Origin of the sequence: Blautia sp. NSJ-175 (assembly GCF_022867815.1) — a bacterium.
Lineage (GTDB): Bacteria > Bacillota > Clostridia > Lachnospirales > Lachnospiraceae > Blautia > Blautia celeris.
In genome coordinates this window covers 26,956-43,685 of sequence record NZ_JALIFQ010000006.1, presented here as the reverse complement: position 1 = coordinate 43,685, position 16,730 = coordinate 26,956, and the positions used below count along the sequence as shown (strand labels likewise).

The window sequence follows — 16,730 nt, the reverse complement described above, 5'->3', positions numbered from 1 at the left end:
TCCTGTCATCCCTTGACGCCGGACATGGTGATGCCTTCCACGATCTGACGCTCAAACAGGATATAAATAAGAATAACAGGCACCGCTGCTATCATATTTGCTGTCATTGGTTTTACATAGTCCACCGTATAAGTTCCCGCAAAGGTCGGAATACCTATGGGAAGGGTGAACTTACTGCTGCTCATGGAACAGAGCAGGGGCCAGAGATAATTGTTCCAGCTTCCGATAAAGGCGAAAATACACACAGTTGAGATAACCGCCTTTGACAAGGGCAGCACCACTTTGAAGAATGCGGTCAGCTCTCCTCCCCCGTCAATCTGCACTGCCTCCAGAAGCTCGTTTGGCAGTCCTTTAAAAAAGGTCACCATTATGATCAGATTCATGGAACCCGCAATTGTGGGCAATACAAGGCCTGCGTAGGAATCAATGAGATTCAGGCCGTTTGCCGTGATAAAAAGAGGTACAATGGTTGCTTCCCCCGGCACCATCAATCCCAGAAGAAAATAGAAATATAGCGCATTGCTCCCCTTAAATTTGATCTTTGCCAGAGCATACGCAGCCATGGCAGAAAGGATCACGGTCAGAACTGTAGTCAACACAGCGATAAATACACTGTTGAACAGCCATTTTGTAACATCCGAACCCAGAATAAGATCCGGGTAATTCTGGAATGTATACGGTGGTGTGAACCAGTCCAGTATACTATTGATCTGCTTTCCCTCTTTCTGGAAGGAAACTGCCAGAGACCACAGAATCGGCGTCATAAAGATCGCCGCCAGGATCACGGATATGATGGATAATACAATACTGCCCGGTTTTTTCTTTGCCTTAGAATTCATCAGCCTCTGCCCCCTTTCTCTCAATCGTCTTCTGCACAATAGTCAATACTACAAGTATCAGAAACAGTACATAGGACATGGCTGCCGCATACCCCATGTTGTTTTTCTTGAAGGCTGTCTCATATACGTACTGGATCAGCGGCCTTGTAGATCCTGCCGGCCCGCCTACTGTGATCATATAAATCTGTCCAAATACTTTGAAACAAGCAATGACCTGCAGAAGAACCACCAGATAAGTAGTCGGCTTCAAAAGCGGCAGTACGATGGAGAAAAGCTGCTGTCTCTTGGTTGCGCCGTCTATGGATGCGGCCTCATATATCTGGGGCGATATATCCTGAAGCGCAGACAGATACAGAAGCATGGAAAATCCAACCGTCCACCAGATCGTCATGGCTGTGATGGCTGACCAGGCAAGACCGCTCTCGTTGAGCCACTGCAGCTCCCTGTCCGGGGGAAGGACCTTAATAAAATGCAGAAATCCGTTGATAAATCCCCGGTACGGCGTGAACATATATTTTGCTATAAATGCCGCAACAGACACAGACAGTACACTGGGAAGATAATAACAGATACGCAGGCCCTTCTTTAATTTGTTCGGCCGGTTGGCAAACAAGGCTAGAATCAGTGCCATAATCACCAGAAGGGGTGTGGTGATCAGTACGAAATACGTAGTGTGCCATAGGGCGTCCAGAAACTTTTTATCCCCCAGGAATTTTATGTAATTGTCAAGTCCCACGAACTTTACTTTTCCCATCAGAGACCATTTATGAAGGCTGACATAGACACCCTGAATCACCGGCCAAATGGTAAATACTGTATACAGGATAAAAAAGGGCAGTATGAATCCCAGTCCTGCCAGCAGGTTTTTTCGCTTTCTTTTTTTACTCACTTGATTTCCTCCTTACAGCTTCCCGCTCACGATAGTTTTGCTGTCTGCAAGGGAAAGGAGAGCCTTATGCTCCCCCTTCTCTGCCCTGCTTATTTACGGAAGATTCGTATCAAGTTCGTCGTAAAGCATACCGACTGCCTCTTCTGCGTCAGTATCACCTGACCACAGAGTATTCAGACTGTCAATCATACCTGACTTCATAGCATTAAATGTAGAAACCTTTGAGGGAAGAACTGCTGTCTCCAGAGCTTCCATGTAGCTGCTTCTGTAGGGCATATCCAGATATTCCTGGCTTTCCCTGACTGCATTGCTGGCAGGGATCTGACCTGAGCCTGCCCATGTAAGGCCGCCTTTTTCGGAAGCACTTACCATAAATTCCACTGCTGCCTTGCTGTCCTCCTCGCTTCTGTCTTTCTTAGTCGGAAGAATCAGTGTATGGGAGTCTGCCCAGCATGCATTCTTGTCAAACATCTGCGGATAAGGCATGGCACCGAAATTCAGGTTTTCTGTTTTCTCCAGGGCTCCGGTTCCCCATGTACCACCAATATAGATGCCGGCTTTTCCGCTCTGGAAAAACTGCTGGTGGTCATCAATTCCTTCTGCCACATAGCCCTTGTCATAGAGGCTCTTTACAAATTCCGCCGCCTTTACCGCAATGTCTTTATCCATGGTGACTTCACTGCCGTCTTCATTCACAAGAGGGGTTCCTCCCATCTGGAAGTAAGTCGCCCACCATACACGATATGGGTCATCACCATTATTTGTCAGAGAGATAACTGAGCCTCCCTCCGGGATAACCGCTTTGATCTTATCACAAACTGCGTAGAAATCGTCTTCACTGGCAATAGCAAGCTGGCCCTTGTCATTCAGCGCGACGCCTGCCTGGTCCAGGATATCTTTGTTGAAATACATGATCTCTGCATGGGTATCCAGCGGAACCGCGTAAATAGAGCCGTCAAAGGTTACAGATTCCAGGGATGTCTCGGAATACATGGTGCTCAGGTCCACGCCCAGTTCATCCAGATAATCGTCCAGAGGGGCAACCACACCCTGTTCTACCAGTTCCGGAAGGGATGATGCATGGGAAACACCAATATCAGGGCCTTTGCCTGCTGCCACTGCTGTCTGCAGCTTTGTATAGTAATCTGCCCATACCAGCATAATGGACTGTACCTGCTTTTCCGGGCCACCCTCATTGTATTCGCTTATCATCTTATCCATGAATTCCCCGTCGCCGCCGCTGAACAGAGACCAGAATACCAATTTATTTTTGTCTACAGCAACTGCTTCCGGATTGTTGACTGTTCCATCGTCGTTTACATCCGCTGAGGCCTCTTCACCCTGCTCTTCGGTTCCTTCTTCCTGAGAGGATTTTACCCCCCCCCTCGCTTTTTTCTGAATTTTCGCTTCCACAGCCGGAAAGGACTGCTGCTGCAGTTAATGTAAGTGCCAGGATCGATGCGATTGCTTTACGTTTCATACTTTCTCTTCCTCCTTGAAATTTGGTTTCTTATCCTTTTGTGACCGGTCATAAAAACAATATTACTGTTGGTTATTTCTTTGTAAGAGCCTCATTTAAAACAGTTTTATTGTTCTTTATGCATCTATAATACCGTCATTCCGTCAGTATGTCAAGTTTTATTTTGCTAATTTTTGTGTTTTTGACCATTTATAACAGTATTTCTATTTATATACAACAGTATTACTGTTCTATTAAGTATCTTTTTACTGTTTGTTTTCAGTATTTCTGTCATAACTGAGTGGGTGTGCTTCTTGTTCTCATAATTATTTGGCATGTGATGTCAAAACTGCAGGCTCCCGCAGTAAGCCAAAAGGTCCAAAGACAGAATTCCTCTGCTTATAATTTAAAAATATAATTTACAATAGGATTTTTCATATACCAGATCTGGTATAGATTTGTAAGACAGGGATGCCGCTGTCAGATTAAGCAGCATCCGCTCTCAGAATTTCGGTTATGTTATCAGGTCTCAGAAGCAGCGGATCAAATTTTATCCATTTTATCCATAAATTCGGCAACGGAGCCGACATGTGCCGCCAGCTTCAAATACTTTAAAAGGACGTCCCGATTCCTCTCCCCCAGGATTTTATCTCTGAGTTCATCGGAAACAGGCCCCAGATCCTGCAGTAAGAACAGGACTGACTCAGACTTGCCTTCCGTTTTACCTTCCGCGCGCTCATCTCTCAATAACTCTTCCAGCAGCATGAATTTCTCCTCCATTTCCCGGCTGCTCTTGATTTTTATCATAGACTCCTGGATTTTTTTTATAAAATCATCCCGGTAATCCTGAGTGCTCTCAGGCAGATCAGCCTTAACAAATTTCAGAAACTTAACTAGATTTTCAGGTACTTCTTTCTCATTTTCCCCACAGGTGCTTAAAAATATGGTAACTCTCCCGTCCGAAACGGTTCTCTTTGTCTCTGCACAGACATTCTGAAGCGTATAGCGGTATTTCTTCAGGCCAAAGGGGTCAAAATCACAGATAAAGATCACATAAGCTGCGGGAAGCCGTTCATAATCCTCCCCTGTAAGCAGCAGCTCCATGTCCATCTGGCTGTGATAGTATCTGGCCCTTTTCTCCAAAAAAGACTTTTTTGCCACCTGCATTTCTACATTGTAATGTGTTCGGTTCTCATCTTTGGCTATGATGTCAAGTCGTATCCCCCGGTATTCCGGATGATAAATCATGCTTTTCTCTCTGCTGATTTCTACCTTTTCAATAGGAAAACCCACAGCCATCTCCAGAAAATCACGGCAGATTTCTTCATTTACCATAACTGCACCAAACATAAAATTGTCTTTGAACATCAGTTGTGCCAGTTTTCTGTTTTGATTCATAAACAACCTCCGCATAAGCAGAGGAATTCTGTTTTGATTATATCACATCAGGTTTGCAATTGCCATATTTAATTTTACATATTCGGATTTTCCTTTTGAGTCACTGCTCTTCCCAAACAGTAAGCAGGCAATCGCTCATAAGGCAGGAGGTACTGTTTCCTCCGTGCCGGCCAATACGCTTGGCGCTGCACAGATCGGGAAGATTCTGCTCCATATGGCACCGACAGCCTGTACAACAGATTTGATTTAATACTCCACACTCATTACAATATCCTGCTCATAGTTTCCAAAAGACTTTCCAAACAGATTAAATCCGCCTATATACCTGGCGTCCTCCTTATTTCCTATCCGTACATCAATGTATGGCTTCTCCATGAGGAAGAGGTCCTCCAGTGTGGCTTCCGCTGCCTTGTTTCCATTGATAAAACAGCCGTCTCCAAGTATCTCCCAGGTCATGAGCATTCCGTACTGGGTAGAGCCGTCCGGCCATACGGCGGGATTCAGTCTGCCTCTTCTGCTTCCGAAATCGCCTGGGCATGTCCAGGTTCCGCAGTCCACACCGTTTATCCATACCGTGATATCTGATTTCCAGTCCTCCCTGTATCCCGGAGCCTCGGAACAGATTTCCATGGACAGGCTCAGGCTCTTGGCATGACGGTTCTTTGGCACTGCGTTTGCGAATTTGTATTCCACATAGCCGGCAGATGTCCAGAAAAGTCCGGCTCTTATTTTCTCCGGATCATAAAAGCTGTACTCGGTATCCTCCATACCGATGACGCCTTCCGGGGAGTACAGGCCGCAGGTGGGATGGACCTTGCAGCCCGTATAACTGCCGATGGGCATTTCCACACTGACGATCTCATTGACGTCCAGGTTCCGCCTGAGCAGACACATATTTACAAAATCAAATTTTCTGCTGCACACCTTCATGGTTCCCCTGCTGCCCGGCTGTTCCTCCATACGGATCAAATCCGCCTTCTCTAAAAGCTTCAGATGAAAGGCAGCACTGGACTGGGGAATGTCCAGCGCCTTTGCGATCTCTCCTATGATCATATTGTCAGAATAGAGAAGCTTCAGGATTTCCACACGCACAGGGGAAGATAAAGCTTTTCCCACGTCACAGAGCGTCTCCACATTCTCCATATCCAGCTCTCTTATTTTTGCCATAATTCACCAACCCGTTTCTTTTTCTGATACAGCCATATGCGGTATCTCCATAGATTTTGTTTTAGTATATCATCTTCTCCTGGCAGCAGCAAGAAAGTTTATGGCTATATTCTCTTACCTTTTTTCTTTTTATCGGCTATGTATTTCACTTCCCGTCCCAAAAAGAACAGCGCCAGCAGATTCGGAATTGCCATCATACCGTTCAATGTATCGGACAGTTCCCATATAACACCCGGGGAAAGCATGCAGCCCGGCAGGGTCAGCAGAATATAACAGAACCGGTACGCTGCGGCGCCCTTTTCCTTACAGAGATAAGCAGCGGTCCGTTCTCCGAAGCAGGACCATCCCACAATGGTGGCAAAGGCAAACAGTACGGTGGCAGCGGCCAGAAACTGTTTTCCGAAAGGTATGGCCGTGGAAAATGCCATTCCCGTAAGTGTGGTGCCGTCAATATTCTCAATGCCTGCGGCCAGGTTCTGCAGACAGATTTCCGGCTGATAGACGCCGCTGACCAAAATAACAAGAGCTGTGACCGTGCAGACTAAAATCGTGTCTATGAAAATTTCCGCGATTCCCCACATTCCCTGGGTTTCCGGGTCTTTGACATCGGACTGCGCATGGGCGATCACCGAGGAACCAAGACCTGCCTCATTGGAAAAGATACCGCGGGCAACGCCCATCTGCAGCGCCCTGCTGATTCCGTATCCCGCTGCACCACCCACTGCTGCCTTCACACGGAACGCCTCCCGGAATATGATACCGAATGCATCCGGTATCATCTCCTTATGGGCCCACAAAACCACCAGCGCCCCCAAAAGGTAAGCAGCCGCCATAACCGGGACCAGTTTCTCTGTGAGTGCTGCCACGCGCTTCAATCCTCCGTTCAGCACATAAGCGGTTGCCAGCATAGTCACAACACCTGTGAAAAAGGCCGGTATATGAAAGGCCTCCTCCAGGCCTTTTGCCATGGAATTCCCCTGTACCATGTTTCCCATGCCAAAAGAAGCGCCCAGGCAGCAGAGTGAAAAAATAACGGCCATCCATCTGCAGTGAAGCCCTTTGTCCATATAAACCATGGCTCCCCCCACCCAGCCGCCGTTTTCATCCCTGTAGCGGTAACGGATTCCCAGATAGTTCTCCGCGTAATTGGTCATCATTCCAAAGAATGCGGAAACCCACATCCAAAATATAGCGCCGGGTCCGCCGGCCATGAGCGCAGTTGCCACCCCCGTGATATTTCCGGTTCCCAAAGTTGCCGCCAGCGCAGTGCAGAAAGACTGGAACTGGGAGATGGAATGCTCCTCTTTTGTTTTTCTCACCTCTTCTTTTTTCAGCAGGGAACCCAGTGTGGTGCTAAACCATTCCTTTGCATGGGTGATCTGGAAAAATCTTGATTTTATGGTAAATCGTATGCCTGTTGCCAGAAAGAAAAACAGCATCCCCGGACTCCAGACAAATTCGTGAAGCGTGTGCAGAAAGTTTGACATGCAGGACCTGCCCAAAAAGATATTCATAGCAGTATATGAGAGTGCTGTCCGAACTATGAACAGCCGGAAAGAGCGGGAAGAGAAAAAGGCTGCTCCGGTCATCCCGAAACAGCCTTAAATACATATGTTTTACAGCGGAATTACTCGAAAGCTTTTCCTACAGAACCAAACAGTTCCATTTTCTCTTTGATAGTAGCACAGATAGCGTCAAAGCCCGGTTTTAATAATTTACGCGGGTCATAGCCTTTGCCCTGGTTATCTTTTCCTGCTTCGATGTACTCACGTGTAGCAGCAGCGAAAGTAAGCTGGCACTCTGTGTTTACGTTGATCTTGGATACGCCAAGGTCGATGGCTTTTTTGATCATATCAGCCGGGATACCTGTACCGCCGTGCAGAACTAACGGCATCTCGCCTGTCAGTTTCTGGATGTCATCCAGAACGTCAAAACGAAGGCCAGCCCAGTTTTCCGGGTATTTTCCATGGATATTTCCAATACCTGCTGCCAGCATGTCCACACCCAGATCAGCGATCATCTTGCATTCCTTCGGGTCTGCGCACTCGCCCATTCCCACAACGCCGTCTTCCTCGCCGCCGATGGAACCAACTTCAGCTTCCAGAGATAAGCCGAGGCCTTTGCAGACACCTGCTAACTCTTTTGTCTTCTCAACGTTCTCTTCGATGGGGTAATGAGAACCATCAAACATGATGGATGAGAATCCGGCTTTGATACATTTGTAGCATCCTTCATAAGTACCGTGATCCAAATGCAGAGCCACCGGAACAGTGATGTTCAGCTCTTCAATCATAGCCTTTGTCATTTCCGCAACGGTCTTGAAACCGGTCATGTATTTTCCGGCTCCCTCGGATACACCCAGGATGATCGGGGATTTGCACTCTTCTGCTGTTAACAGAGCTGCTTTTGTCCACTCCAGGTTATTGATATTGAACTGTCCTACTGCATAGTGTCCTGCTTTTGCTTTTTTAAGCATTTCAGCTGCTGATACTAACATAAATATAACCTCCACTAATTGAAAATTCTCGCTTTTCCCATCCCTGCTCAGACGAATGGCCTGTTCATAAGGAAAGAACGATTTGTTATTATTATAACACATTTCCCCCTTCTGGCAAGCTTTTCTTACGCAAATTTACCAATACTGAGCACCTGCTGTTATCCCTTAACGCCTCCGGCAGTCATACCCGCTATAAAATATTTCTGAAAAGCCAGGAAAAGTATCAACACGGGAATGATTGCCATAACTGACCCTGCAAGCAGAATATCATAATTATTTCCATAAGGAGTCATCAATGTTGAAAGTCCGATAGGCAGAGTCATTTTGCTGTTACTCTTCAATACGATCAAAGGCCACAGAAAATTATTCCAGCTGATCATACCCTGGTATATTCCCATGGAAGCAAATGCCGGAGCCATCAGCGGAAGAATGATCTTCACAAAAATACCAATCTCTGTACAGCCATCTACCCGAGCCGCATCCAAAAAGGCTGTTGATATACCTTTTAAGAACTGGTAAAAAAAGAAAATGGGGATAGGTGCTGCAATAAAAGGAAGAAGAACACCGGTAAATCTATCAATGAGCTGAAAAGTAATCATCTCTTTATAAAGAGGCAGCATAATAATCTCCATTGGTATCATCATTATCAAAAGCATACAGGAAAACCACAATTTTTTCATTTTAAATTCATACATAGCAAATCCATAGGCCACAGATGCACTTACAAATAAGGACAACAGTGTCTGCACAATTGTCAGCAGAAAACTATTTTTAAACCAGATAAAGTACTCTGTTCCGGATGTAAACAGGCTCTTAAAATTAAAAAAGCCCATAATATCCAAATCTATCCTGGCATTCAACCCGGAACGTATAATCTCTGATGAAGGCTTTAGTGCTCCAATTACCAGGCAAAGTATGGGAAATAACACAATCACGGAAAGAATCAAAAAAATCAGCATAATACCTGCGTTTATCTTCTTTTTAGTCATTTATGCCCTCTCCTTTTTATTTGAAATATACATCTGCACTGCATTAAATGCCAAAGTCACGATCAGCAGAAATACACCAATGGAAGATCCGAATCCCATATTATTCTGTTCCCATCCTGCTCTGTACAGATATCCCACAATTGTAAGTCCCATATCATTCGGTGAACTGTTCCCTGCCCACAGCATATAACTCTCTGTGAACATAGCAAGACCGCCGTAGATAGAAATGGTCAGGACATACGTTGTTATTGGCCTCAACATAGGCACCGTGATATATCTAAACTTCTGCCATGTATTTACACCATCCAGATCTGCAGACTCATAAATTTCTTCCGGAATGCTCTGAAGACCGGAAAGAAAATACAGCAGATTTATCCCTACCCATCTCCAGAATGCCAGAAAGATCAGAACCATAAAACCAGTGGTACCATTTCTTAACCATTTTACCGGACTTTTCCCGAAGACACCAATAATCTGATTCATCAGCGCGCCGTCAGATTCGGCAAACAGAAGCCGAAAAATAATGCCCGCCACTACAACAGATGTCAATGTGGGCACAAATAATGCAGACTTAAAAAATGTCTTTCCCACCATTTTTCTGCTGTTAATCATACAAGCCAAAATCATTGGCACAGGTATTAAAATTGCAAGTGTAATCAGTGTATACGCCAGACTGTTTTTTACTGCCTTAAAAAATGTTGGGTTTAACAGATTTTTATAATTCTCCATACCGATATATTCCACCATTCCAGGCAGTACCGACTGGAAACTCATCTGTACAATGGAAATAACAGGGTACAGAAAAAATATCAGAAAAGACAACATAAAAGGCAGAATAAACAAGTATGGCGCTGCTTTTTTTGAATAACCAAACTGTTTGATTCTTTTCACCATATTAACCCCTTTTCCTTTATCAGAAATCCGGCACGGAATATACCCTTGACAGAATATATTCCGTTTATTCCGGTTAACCTTTTACTTTAATGAAGCAGCCTCTTCACTGCAGACAACTGCCGGATCCTCTTTCTCTTCAAATGCCCTGTACATCACTTTTGTATTCATGGCACTCACTACATCAGGGAAGTTCTCCCCTACTGTTATGGCCGGAATTTCGTCTTTTACTTCCAGTAATGCTTCAAAAGGATTATTCTTAAAATACTTTGTGTATTTTGTATCAGCTTTTTTCACTTCATCCATATCCCAGACATCACTGCGCATGGGATCAAATCCTAAAATTGTATATTCTCTTACAGCTCCTTCCTCAGAAAGTTTTGCAAAGGCAAGAAATTCTGCTGCGAGCTCCTGATTTTCACATTGTACAGTGACTGCCGTTCCGGTACCGCCAAGGCCAACCGACCGGTCCTGTCCCTCTTCCCATACTGGATTAGGCGCGATTATAATTTTCCCGCTCAAATCAGGCATATAATCTGTAAAACGCCCCATATACCACATAGGCATCATAGCCGAAGCTGCGCCCCCCTCATTCATAAAGCCCCAATACTCCTCACATTGATGGCTGCCGCCCGGAGAGACAACAGCAGTTCCGTCATCCAGCATTTCCTGAAGGAACGTAAGTGTCTTTATCATCTCAGGAGAATTTACATTATTGGTACCGTCTTCTTTTAAAAGCCCGCCGCCCTGCTGAGCAAGAAATGGCATGAGAAAAAACGGATCATTTCCGGTATCTACTGTACACATAGGTTTCCCTGTTTTCTCAAGCACTGTCCTGCCGGCTTCATGGAAATCATCCCATGTCTTAATCTGTGTATAATCCACACCGGCTTCCTCAAGAATTTCCGCATTGTAGTATGTCATAGATGCACCTACATGAAAATCCAAACCGTAACAGTTGTCATCTTTGGTATAAATATCAAGCCTGGACTGCACCACATTATCTTTATACTGTGCAATGGCATCATTTAAAGATACCAGCTGCGGTTCACCCTTTAGAAAATTGGCAAATTTTCCGAGTTCGATATCAGCCATATCAGGAGCACCTGTCCCTGCCTGCAGGGCAATGAGAAGTTTATTGTGCATATCCTCATACGGCAGTACAGAATATGTCAGTTTTATCTGTTTATCCGGATTTTCTTCATTCCATAGTGCCTGCATTTCATCGTAAAAATCACAGTGAAGTTCCGTGGTCAGCCATATTTCAAAATCTGTCGCGGCTTTATTTCCTGCGGTCTCCTCCTCTGTATTTGTGTCACTCTTTTTTTCATTTTCTGTACTCTGGCTGCTGTTATTCCCACATCCTGCAAGCAGACCAAACGCCAAAACTACCCCAATGGCATAAGCAATTGTTTTTCTCTTCATAAATAAATACCTCCTTTAGCGTATACTTAGAATTTACTGTTTTCTTCCCGCTGCCCTCCTTCTACAGCCTTATCAATAAAACACTTCTCGGTGGAATTTCGAAATCTATTCCCCGTTCCGTCATTTTATAGTCATAAAATTGTACTTTTTTCACACAGTCAGACGCCTGCACAGTATTGTGCGCATTCATCGCCCCGTGAAGAATAAACGCTTCTGCCTCGTCTGCCTTACCACCTAAAATTTCACATTCTATATCATAAGAAGCATCTGCAGAAAAATTCACAATTGTAATATTTAACTTCCCATCATCCCCGATAGATACGGAATGATTCATATTCACTATTCTGTCAGCTTCCGGACCAATCTCCTCTGTTTCCAGATAGCTACCCAAAAGTATAGCGTTTTGATGATATTTGAACATATCATATACATAATAAGTAGGTGTTTTAACAACTTTATCTTTCTCCGTGATAAGAACAGACTGCAGAACATTAACAGCTTGTGCTATATTAGCCATGGAGATTCTGTCACTGTATTGATTAAAAATATTAAGGTTCGCAGCTGCAGTCACCGCATCACGGACTGTATTCTGCTGAAACAGATGTCCCGGATTCGTGCCGGGTTCCGGATTATACCAGTTTCCCCACTCGTCTATGATGAAATCGACTCTTCCCTTCGGGTCATACCTGCGCATAATTCCTGTATGTATACGAATCAGATTTTCCATTTTCAAAGACTGTGAGATTGTGTGATACCATTCACTCTCACCGAATTTTATGGACTCTCCCTTCTGTCCTTCTATGTTTACACCCGGATATGTATAGTAATGCAGAGAAATCGCATCCAGATTATTCGCTGCCTTTTTCATCAGGACATCTGTCCATTCGTAATCATCATCCAGCGGTCCGCAGGCAATTTTGTAAACAGATTCCTCACCATAGCTTCTGACGTAAGTTTGAAACTGATTATAAACATCCGCATAATAACCTGCAGTCATGTTTCCTCCGCAAAGCCAGTTTTCATTTCCTATTCCCAGGTATTTCAGTTTCCAGGGCTTCTCCTGCCCATTTTTTTTTCTGAGATGAGTAAGGGAAGAATCTCCTGCAAATGTCATATATTCAATCCATTTCTGCATCTCTTCCACTCTTCCGCTTCCCAAATTCACGTTTATATAGGGTTCACAGCCAATCTGTCTGCAGAGCTCAAAAAACTCGTGTGTTCCAAAACTATTATCTTCCACATCACCTCCCCAATGTGTATTTATGGTCCTACGCCTTTCACTGCGTGTGCCAATTCCGTCCATCCAGTGATATTCGTCTGCAAAATTCCCTCCCGGCCAGCGCAAAACAGGAACGCGTATTTCTCTGAGAGCTGACACTACGTCTTTTCTCATTCCTTTTTCATTTGGTATACCGGAGTTCTCACCGACATAAATCCCTTCATAAATGCAGCGCCCCAGATGTTCTGTAAAATGCCCGTATATATTTTTATTAATGCGGTTTTTCCGATGATAACCATTGATGACCAGTCTGCTCATGGACTTTCCTCCCTTAATTTAACTTTTTAATTTAATATTTAATGTTTTGATTGATTAATTGTATAGTATCACTATTTTATTGACATGTCAACGCTTTTATTAGTCATTATTCAACATTTTTTAATGTATTTAACATTTATATTAAATATATTTCTTATTATTAAATATATTTTCAAACAAATATTTAGTCTTTTTGTACGTTGCCATGTTTTTTTTTAAATGTTATAATCTGGTAATAGAAAGCGTATCTATGAAAGGAAATCCTTATGCTGTATTTTAAAAACCCAGAACAGGCTCTGCCTGTCTTTAAAGCATTGTCATCAGAAGTCAGGCTGAAAATCCTGAATATCATTTCAGAAAACGAAGGAAAAAATCTGAATGAAATTGCTCAGATGCTTAGTCTTACCAACAGTGCAATCTCAACCCATATCAACAAATTGCTGGAAGCAGATTTAATTGAAATCCATTCTGTATCCGGTACAAGAGGTTCCATGAAAATCTGCAAACCCAAACATAATAATCTGATTGTTGAATTGCAGCCATCCATCACCCAGGAGAACTGTTATCATCAGGACATCCGTATTGGTCATTATACTGCCTGTCAGGTAAAGCCAACTTGCGGTCTGGCCACTGTAAACGGCCTGATTGGTGAATTTGATGATCCCAGATATTTTTATTTTGCTCAGAGATTTGAGGCTTCTGTTTTATGGTTCTCCTCAGGATATATCGAATACAATATTCCCAATGATTTAAAAGCGGGGGAACGTCTGGTTGAACTGCAGCTGTCTTTTGAAATTTCGTCTGAGGCACCGGGCTTTCAGGATGTCTATCCCTCAGATATTTATTTTTCAGTCAATGATGTCCCACTTGGTTACTGGGTAAGTCCTGGAGATTATGGCTCAAAACGCGGCCGTTTTAATCCCTCCTGGTATCCGGACGGCAACAATCAATACGGGCTGCTCAAAATGCTCATTGTCAATAAAAACGGAACCTTCATCGATGGAAGTACTAAAATCTCAGATACCACCATTGATGACCTGCATATTGATTACAGCCATCCCATCACCCTGCGTTTTTCTAATCCGGAGGACACCCGAAATCCCGGAGGATTTACTATTTTCGGTGCAGGTTTTGGAAATCACAATCAATCCATCAAAGCAAAACTTTTATATGAATGACAACCTGACAACAAAAAAGCCCTTTGCCATATGCATTCTCAGCACACAGCAAAGGGCTTTTATATCATAATTTACTCTATTATTTACAACCGCATCTTAAAATCCTCATACCCAAACGCCTTCACCACCTCGCACTCCCCATGTTCCCGCTCCACAGCAATTGCGGGCAGACACATACCGTTAAAGGTATTGTTCTTCACCATGGTATAGATGGCCATATCGCCGAATTCCAGGCGTTCCCCCACTGACAGGGGATGGTCAAAGGAATAGGTTCCTATCACATCGCCGGCCAGACACGTCGGCCCGGCCAGACGATACGTGTATGGGTATTCCCCAGCCTCCCTGCTTCCGGCCAGAGGCGGTCTGTAGGGCATCTCCAGTACATCGGGCATATGGCAGGCAGCAGAGGCATCTAAAATGGCGATGCCGCCGTCCTGGGAAAAGGTATCCAACACCTTTGTAAGAAGCACCCCCGCGTTTAATGCCACCGCCTCACCGGGTTCCAGATAGATGGTGACCCGGTATTTTTCCCGAATGTGCCGGATACATTCCTCCAAAAGCCCGATGTTGTAACCCGGTCTGGTAATATGGTGTCCGCCGCCGAAATTTACCCATTTCATCCGGTACAGATACTCACCGAACTTCTCCTCCACAGCATCCAGTGTTGTTTTCAAATCATCTGCGTCCTGCTCGCAGAGTGTGTGGAAATGTATTCCCTCCACACCTTCCAGAAGCTCCGGCCGAAACCGTTCCCTCGTCACACCCAGTCGGGAACCGGGTGCACAGGGGTCATAGACGGCATGTCCCTCCTGCGTGGAACACTGGGGATTGATCCGTATCCCCATACTTTTTCCCGCGTCCAGCACCCGTTTCCCGTATTTTTCTATCTGCGCAAAAGAATTGAATACAATATGCCCGCAGTAAGAAAGGATCTCCTCAAACTCCTCCTCCTTATAGGCTGGGGAATAGATGTGGTTTTCCTTTCCCATCTCCTTCGCCCCCAGTCTTGCCTCGAAAAGTCCGCTGGCAGCCGTACCGCTCAAATAACTGCCGATCAGCGGATAGAGGCTGTACATGGAAAACGCCTTCTGTGCCAGCAGTATCCTGCACCCGGTCCGGTCCATGATTCCTTTTAAAAGGCGCAGGTTTTTCTCCAGATCCGGTAAGGAGACCAAATAGCACGGCGTGGGCAGTTCCTCCCGTCTCATAGGCCTACTCCACCAGGCAGGGGGTCTCATTTATCTGATACGGCAGCCCCCACTCCTTCAGTGCCTCCATAAACGGGTCCGGATCAAACTCCTCGATATTGTGCACACCTGGCTTGTTCCAGGTACCGGTCATAAGCATCATGGCACCGATCATGGCCGGCACTCCGGTGGTGTAGGACACTGCCTGGGAACCGGTCTCCTTATAACACTCCTGATGGTCACACACATTATAAATATACAGATGCTGTTCCTTTCCATTCTTTTTGCCTGTAAATATACAGCCGATATTAGTCTTGCCCTTTGTCCTGGGCCCCAGGGCAGCCGGGTCAGGAAGCACAGCTTTTAAAAACTGCAGCGGCACGATCTCCTTTCCCTCATACAGTATGGGTTCAATGGATGTCATTCCCACATTTTCCAGACATTTCAGATGTGTAAGATAACTCTCCCCGAAAGTCATGAAGAAACGTATCCTTTTGATCCCCGGAATATTCAGCGCAAGAGATTCCAGTTCCTCATGGTGGAGCAGATACATATCCTTTTCCCCCACTTCCGCGAAATTATATACCCGCTTGATCTCCATGGGTTCTGTCTCCACCCAGTGCCCGTCCTCCCAATAGGAGCCTTTGGCGGAAACCTCGCGGATGTTGATCTCCGGATTGAAATTGGTGGCAAAAGGATACCCATGGTCCCCGCCGTTACAGTCCAGAATATCAATATAGTTGATCTCATCAAAATAATGTTTCAGCGCATAAGCGGAGAATACTCCCGTGACCCCCGGGTCAAATCCGCTTCCCAGCAGCGCAGTGATGCCGGCCTTCTCAAACTTTTCCCGGTAGGCCCACTGCCATTTGTATTCAAATTTCGCCGTATCTTCCGGTTCATAATTGGCAGTATCCACATAGTGAGTCCCGGTGGCCAGACAGGCCTCCATGATCGTCAGGTCCTGATAGGGAAGCGCCAGATTCAAAACCACCTGCGGTTTTTCCCTCTCGATCAGAGCTGTCAGCTCCGCCACATTGCCTGCATCCACCTGCGCGGTTGTGATCCTAGTCTTTGTCTTTCCCTCCAGTTCCGCCTTCAGGGCATCGCATTTTGACAGCGTCCTGCTTGCAATACAGACCTCGTCGAATACCCGGCTGTTTGCACAGCATTTGCGGATCGCAACGCCTGCCACACCGCCGCAGCCGATCACCATTACTTTTCCCATATTCTTTTCCTCCTGTCATTTATTTTTTTGTAAACGTGAGATAGCT

14 protein-coding genes are annotated in these 16,730 nt (G+C 45.1%); 1 reads left to right on the top strand and 13 read right to left on the bottom strand.

Going from position 1 to position 16,730, the window contains the following annotated elements; all coding sequences use genetic code 11:
• Positions 1-5 precede the first annotated feature (5 nt).
• The 11 genes from MUB35_RS11080 to MUB35_RS11030 form a co-directional block, all read right to left on the bottom strand.
• Complete coding sequence (locus tag MUB35_RS11080) at positions 6-839, bottom strand: carbohydrate ABC transporter permease (protein ID WP_033139774.1); 834 nt, start codon at positions 837-839, stop codon at positions 6-8.
• A complete protein-coding gene (locus MUB35_RS11075) occupies positions 829-1,728 on the bottom strand; it encodes a carbohydrate ABC transporter permease (RefSeq protein ID WP_033139775.1) in 900 nt (299 codons plus the stop codon). Before MUB35_RS11075 ends, MUB35_RS11080 begins: the two co-directional genes overlap by 11 nt.
• Before the next feature lie 93 nt (positions 1,729-1,821).
• Entirely contained in the window at positions 1,822-3,141 is a 1,320-nt protein-coding gene (locus MUB35_RS11070) for an ABC transporter substrate-binding protein (protein WP_225305341.1), read from the bottom strand.
• Between the two features lie 589 nt (positions 3,142-3,730).
• The gene (locus MUB35_RS11065; RefSeq protein ID WP_118743525.1) at positions 3,731-4,585 is read right to left on the bottom strand and encodes an Rpn family recombination-promoting nuclease/putative transposase; all 855 of its coding nucleotides are present in this window, start codon (positions 4,583-4,585) and stop codon (positions 3,731-3,733) included.
• A 246-nt stretch (positions 4,586-4,831) separates the two neighbouring features.
• Positions 4,832-5,752, bottom strand: a complete 921-nt coding sequence (locus MUB35_RS11060) for an ArsR/SmtB family transcription factor (RefSeq protein WP_033142781.1) — start codon at positions 5,750-5,752, stop codon at positions 4,832-4,834.
• Between the two features lie 104 nt (positions 5,753-5,856).
• Positions 5,857-7,239, bottom strand: a complete 1,383-nt coding sequence (locus tag MUB35_RS11055) for an alanine/glycine:cation symporter family protein (RefSeq protein ID WP_118743526.1) — start codon at positions 7,237-7,239, stop codon at positions 5,857-5,859.
• A gap of 140 nt (positions 7,240-7,379) precedes the next feature.
• A complete protein-coding gene (fba, locus tag MUB35_RS11050) occupies positions 7,380-8,249 on the bottom strand; it encodes a class II fructose-1,6-bisphosphate aldolase (protein WP_033142779.1) in 870 nt (289 codons plus the stop codon).
• A gap of 158 nt (positions 8,250-8,407) precedes the next feature.
• Positions 8,408-9,238: a carbohydrate ABC transporter permease gene (locus tag MUB35_RS11045; protein WP_033142778.1), complete on the bottom strand. Its 831-nt coding sequence runs from the start codon at positions 9,236-9,238 to the stop codon at positions 8,408-8,410.
• On the bottom strand, positions 9,239-10,132 hold the full coding sequence (locus MUB35_RS11040; RefSeq protein WP_054352872.1) for a carbohydrate ABC transporter permease: 894 nt from the start codon (positions 10,130-10,132) through the stop codon (positions 9,239-9,241).
• 81 nt (positions 10,133-10,213) lie between these two features.
• Positions 10,214-11,554, bottom strand: a complete 1,341-nt coding sequence (locus MUB35_RS11035; protein ID WP_118743527.1) for an ABC transporter substrate-binding protein — start codon at positions 11,552-11,554, stop codon at positions 10,214-10,216.
• Positions 11,555-11,615: 61 nt separating this feature from the next.
• Positions 11,616-13,091 carry an alpha-N-arabinofuranosidase gene (locus MUB35_RS11030; protein ID WP_118743528.1) on the bottom strand — a complete coding sequence of 492 codons (1,476 nt, stop codon included), beginning with the start codon at positions 13,089-13,091 and terminating at the stop codon, positions 11,616-11,618.
• 266 nt (positions 13,092-13,357) lie between these two features.
• Between MUB35_RS11030 and MUB35_RS11025 the strand changes: the two genes are divergently transcribed.
• Positions 13,358-14,269, top strand: a complete 912-nt coding sequence (locus tag MUB35_RS11025) for an ArsR/SmtB family transcription factor (protein WP_033142774.1) — start codon at positions 13,358-13,360, stop codon at positions 14,267-14,269.
• A gap of 83 nt (positions 14,270-14,352) precedes the next feature.
• Here MUB35_RS11025 and nspC read toward each other — a convergent pair whose 3' ends face one another.
• Together nspC and MUB35_RS11015 are read right to left on the bottom strand one after the other, a co-directional pair.
• On the bottom strand, positions 14,353-15,477 hold the full coding sequence (gene nspC / locus MUB35_RS11020; protein WP_118743529.1) for a carboxynorspermidine decarboxylase: 1,125 nt from the start codon (positions 15,475-15,477) through the stop codon (positions 14,353-14,355).
• A 4-nt stretch (positions 15,478-15,481) separates the two neighbouring features.
• On the bottom strand, positions 15,482-16,684 hold the full coding sequence (locus MUB35_RS11015; protein ID WP_033142772.1) for a saccharopine dehydrogenase family protein: 1,203 nt from the start codon (positions 16,682-16,684) through the stop codon (positions 15,482-15,484).
• Between the last annotated feature and the right edge of the window lie 46 nt (positions 16,685-16,730).

Excerpts from the sequence above, each read along its gene's own strand:
- MUB35_RS11080 (WP_033139774.1), bottom strand. The coding sequence starts at position 839 with ATGAATTCTAAGGCAAAGAAAAAACCGGGCAGTATTGTATTATCCATC.
- MUB35_RS11065 (WP_118743525.1), bottom strand. The coding sequence starts at position 4,585 with ATGAATCAAAACAGAAAACTGGCACAACTGATGTTCAAAGACAATTTT.
- MUB35_RS11060 (WP_033142781.1), bottom strand. The coding sequence starts at position 5,752 with ATGGCAAAAATAAGAGAGCTGGATATGGAGAATGTGGAGACGCTCTGT.
- MUB35_RS11055 (WP_118743526.1), bottom strand. The coding sequence starts at position 7,239 with ATGTCAAACTTTCTGCACACGCTTCACGAATTTGTCTGGAGTCCGGGG.
- fba (WP_033142779.1), bottom strand. The coding sequence starts at position 8,249 with ATGTTAGTATCAGCAGCTGAAATGCTTAAAAAAGCAAAAGCAGGACAC.
- MUB35_RS11045 (WP_033142778.1), bottom strand. The coding sequence starts at position 9,238 with ATGACTAAAAAGAAGATAAACGCAGGTATTATGCTGATTTTTTTGATT.
- MUB35_RS11040 (WP_054352872.1), bottom strand. The coding sequence starts at position 10,132 with ATGGTGAAAAGAATCAAACAGTTTGGTTATTCAAAAAAAGCAGCGCCA.
- MUB35_RS11035 (WP_118743527.1), bottom strand. The coding sequence starts at position 11,554 with ATGAAGAGAAAAACAATTGCTTATGCCATTGGGGTAGTTTTGGCGTTT.
- MUB35_RS11030 (WP_118743528.1), bottom strand. The coding sequence starts at position 13,091 with ATGAGCAGACTGGTCATCAATGGTTATCATCGGAAAAACCGCATTAAT.
- MUB35_RS11025 (WP_033142774.1), top strand. The coding sequence starts at position 13,358 with ATGCTGTATTTTAAAAACCCAGAACAGGCTCTGCCTGTCTTTAAAGCA.
- nspC (WP_118743529.1), bottom strand. The coding sequence starts at position 15,477 with ATGAGACGGGAGGAACTGCCCACGCCGTGCTATTTGGTCTCCTTACCG.
- MUB35_RS11015 (WP_033142772.1), bottom strand. The coding sequence starts at position 16,684 with ATGGGAAAAGTAATGGTGATCGGCTGCGGCGGTGTGGCAGGCGTTGCG.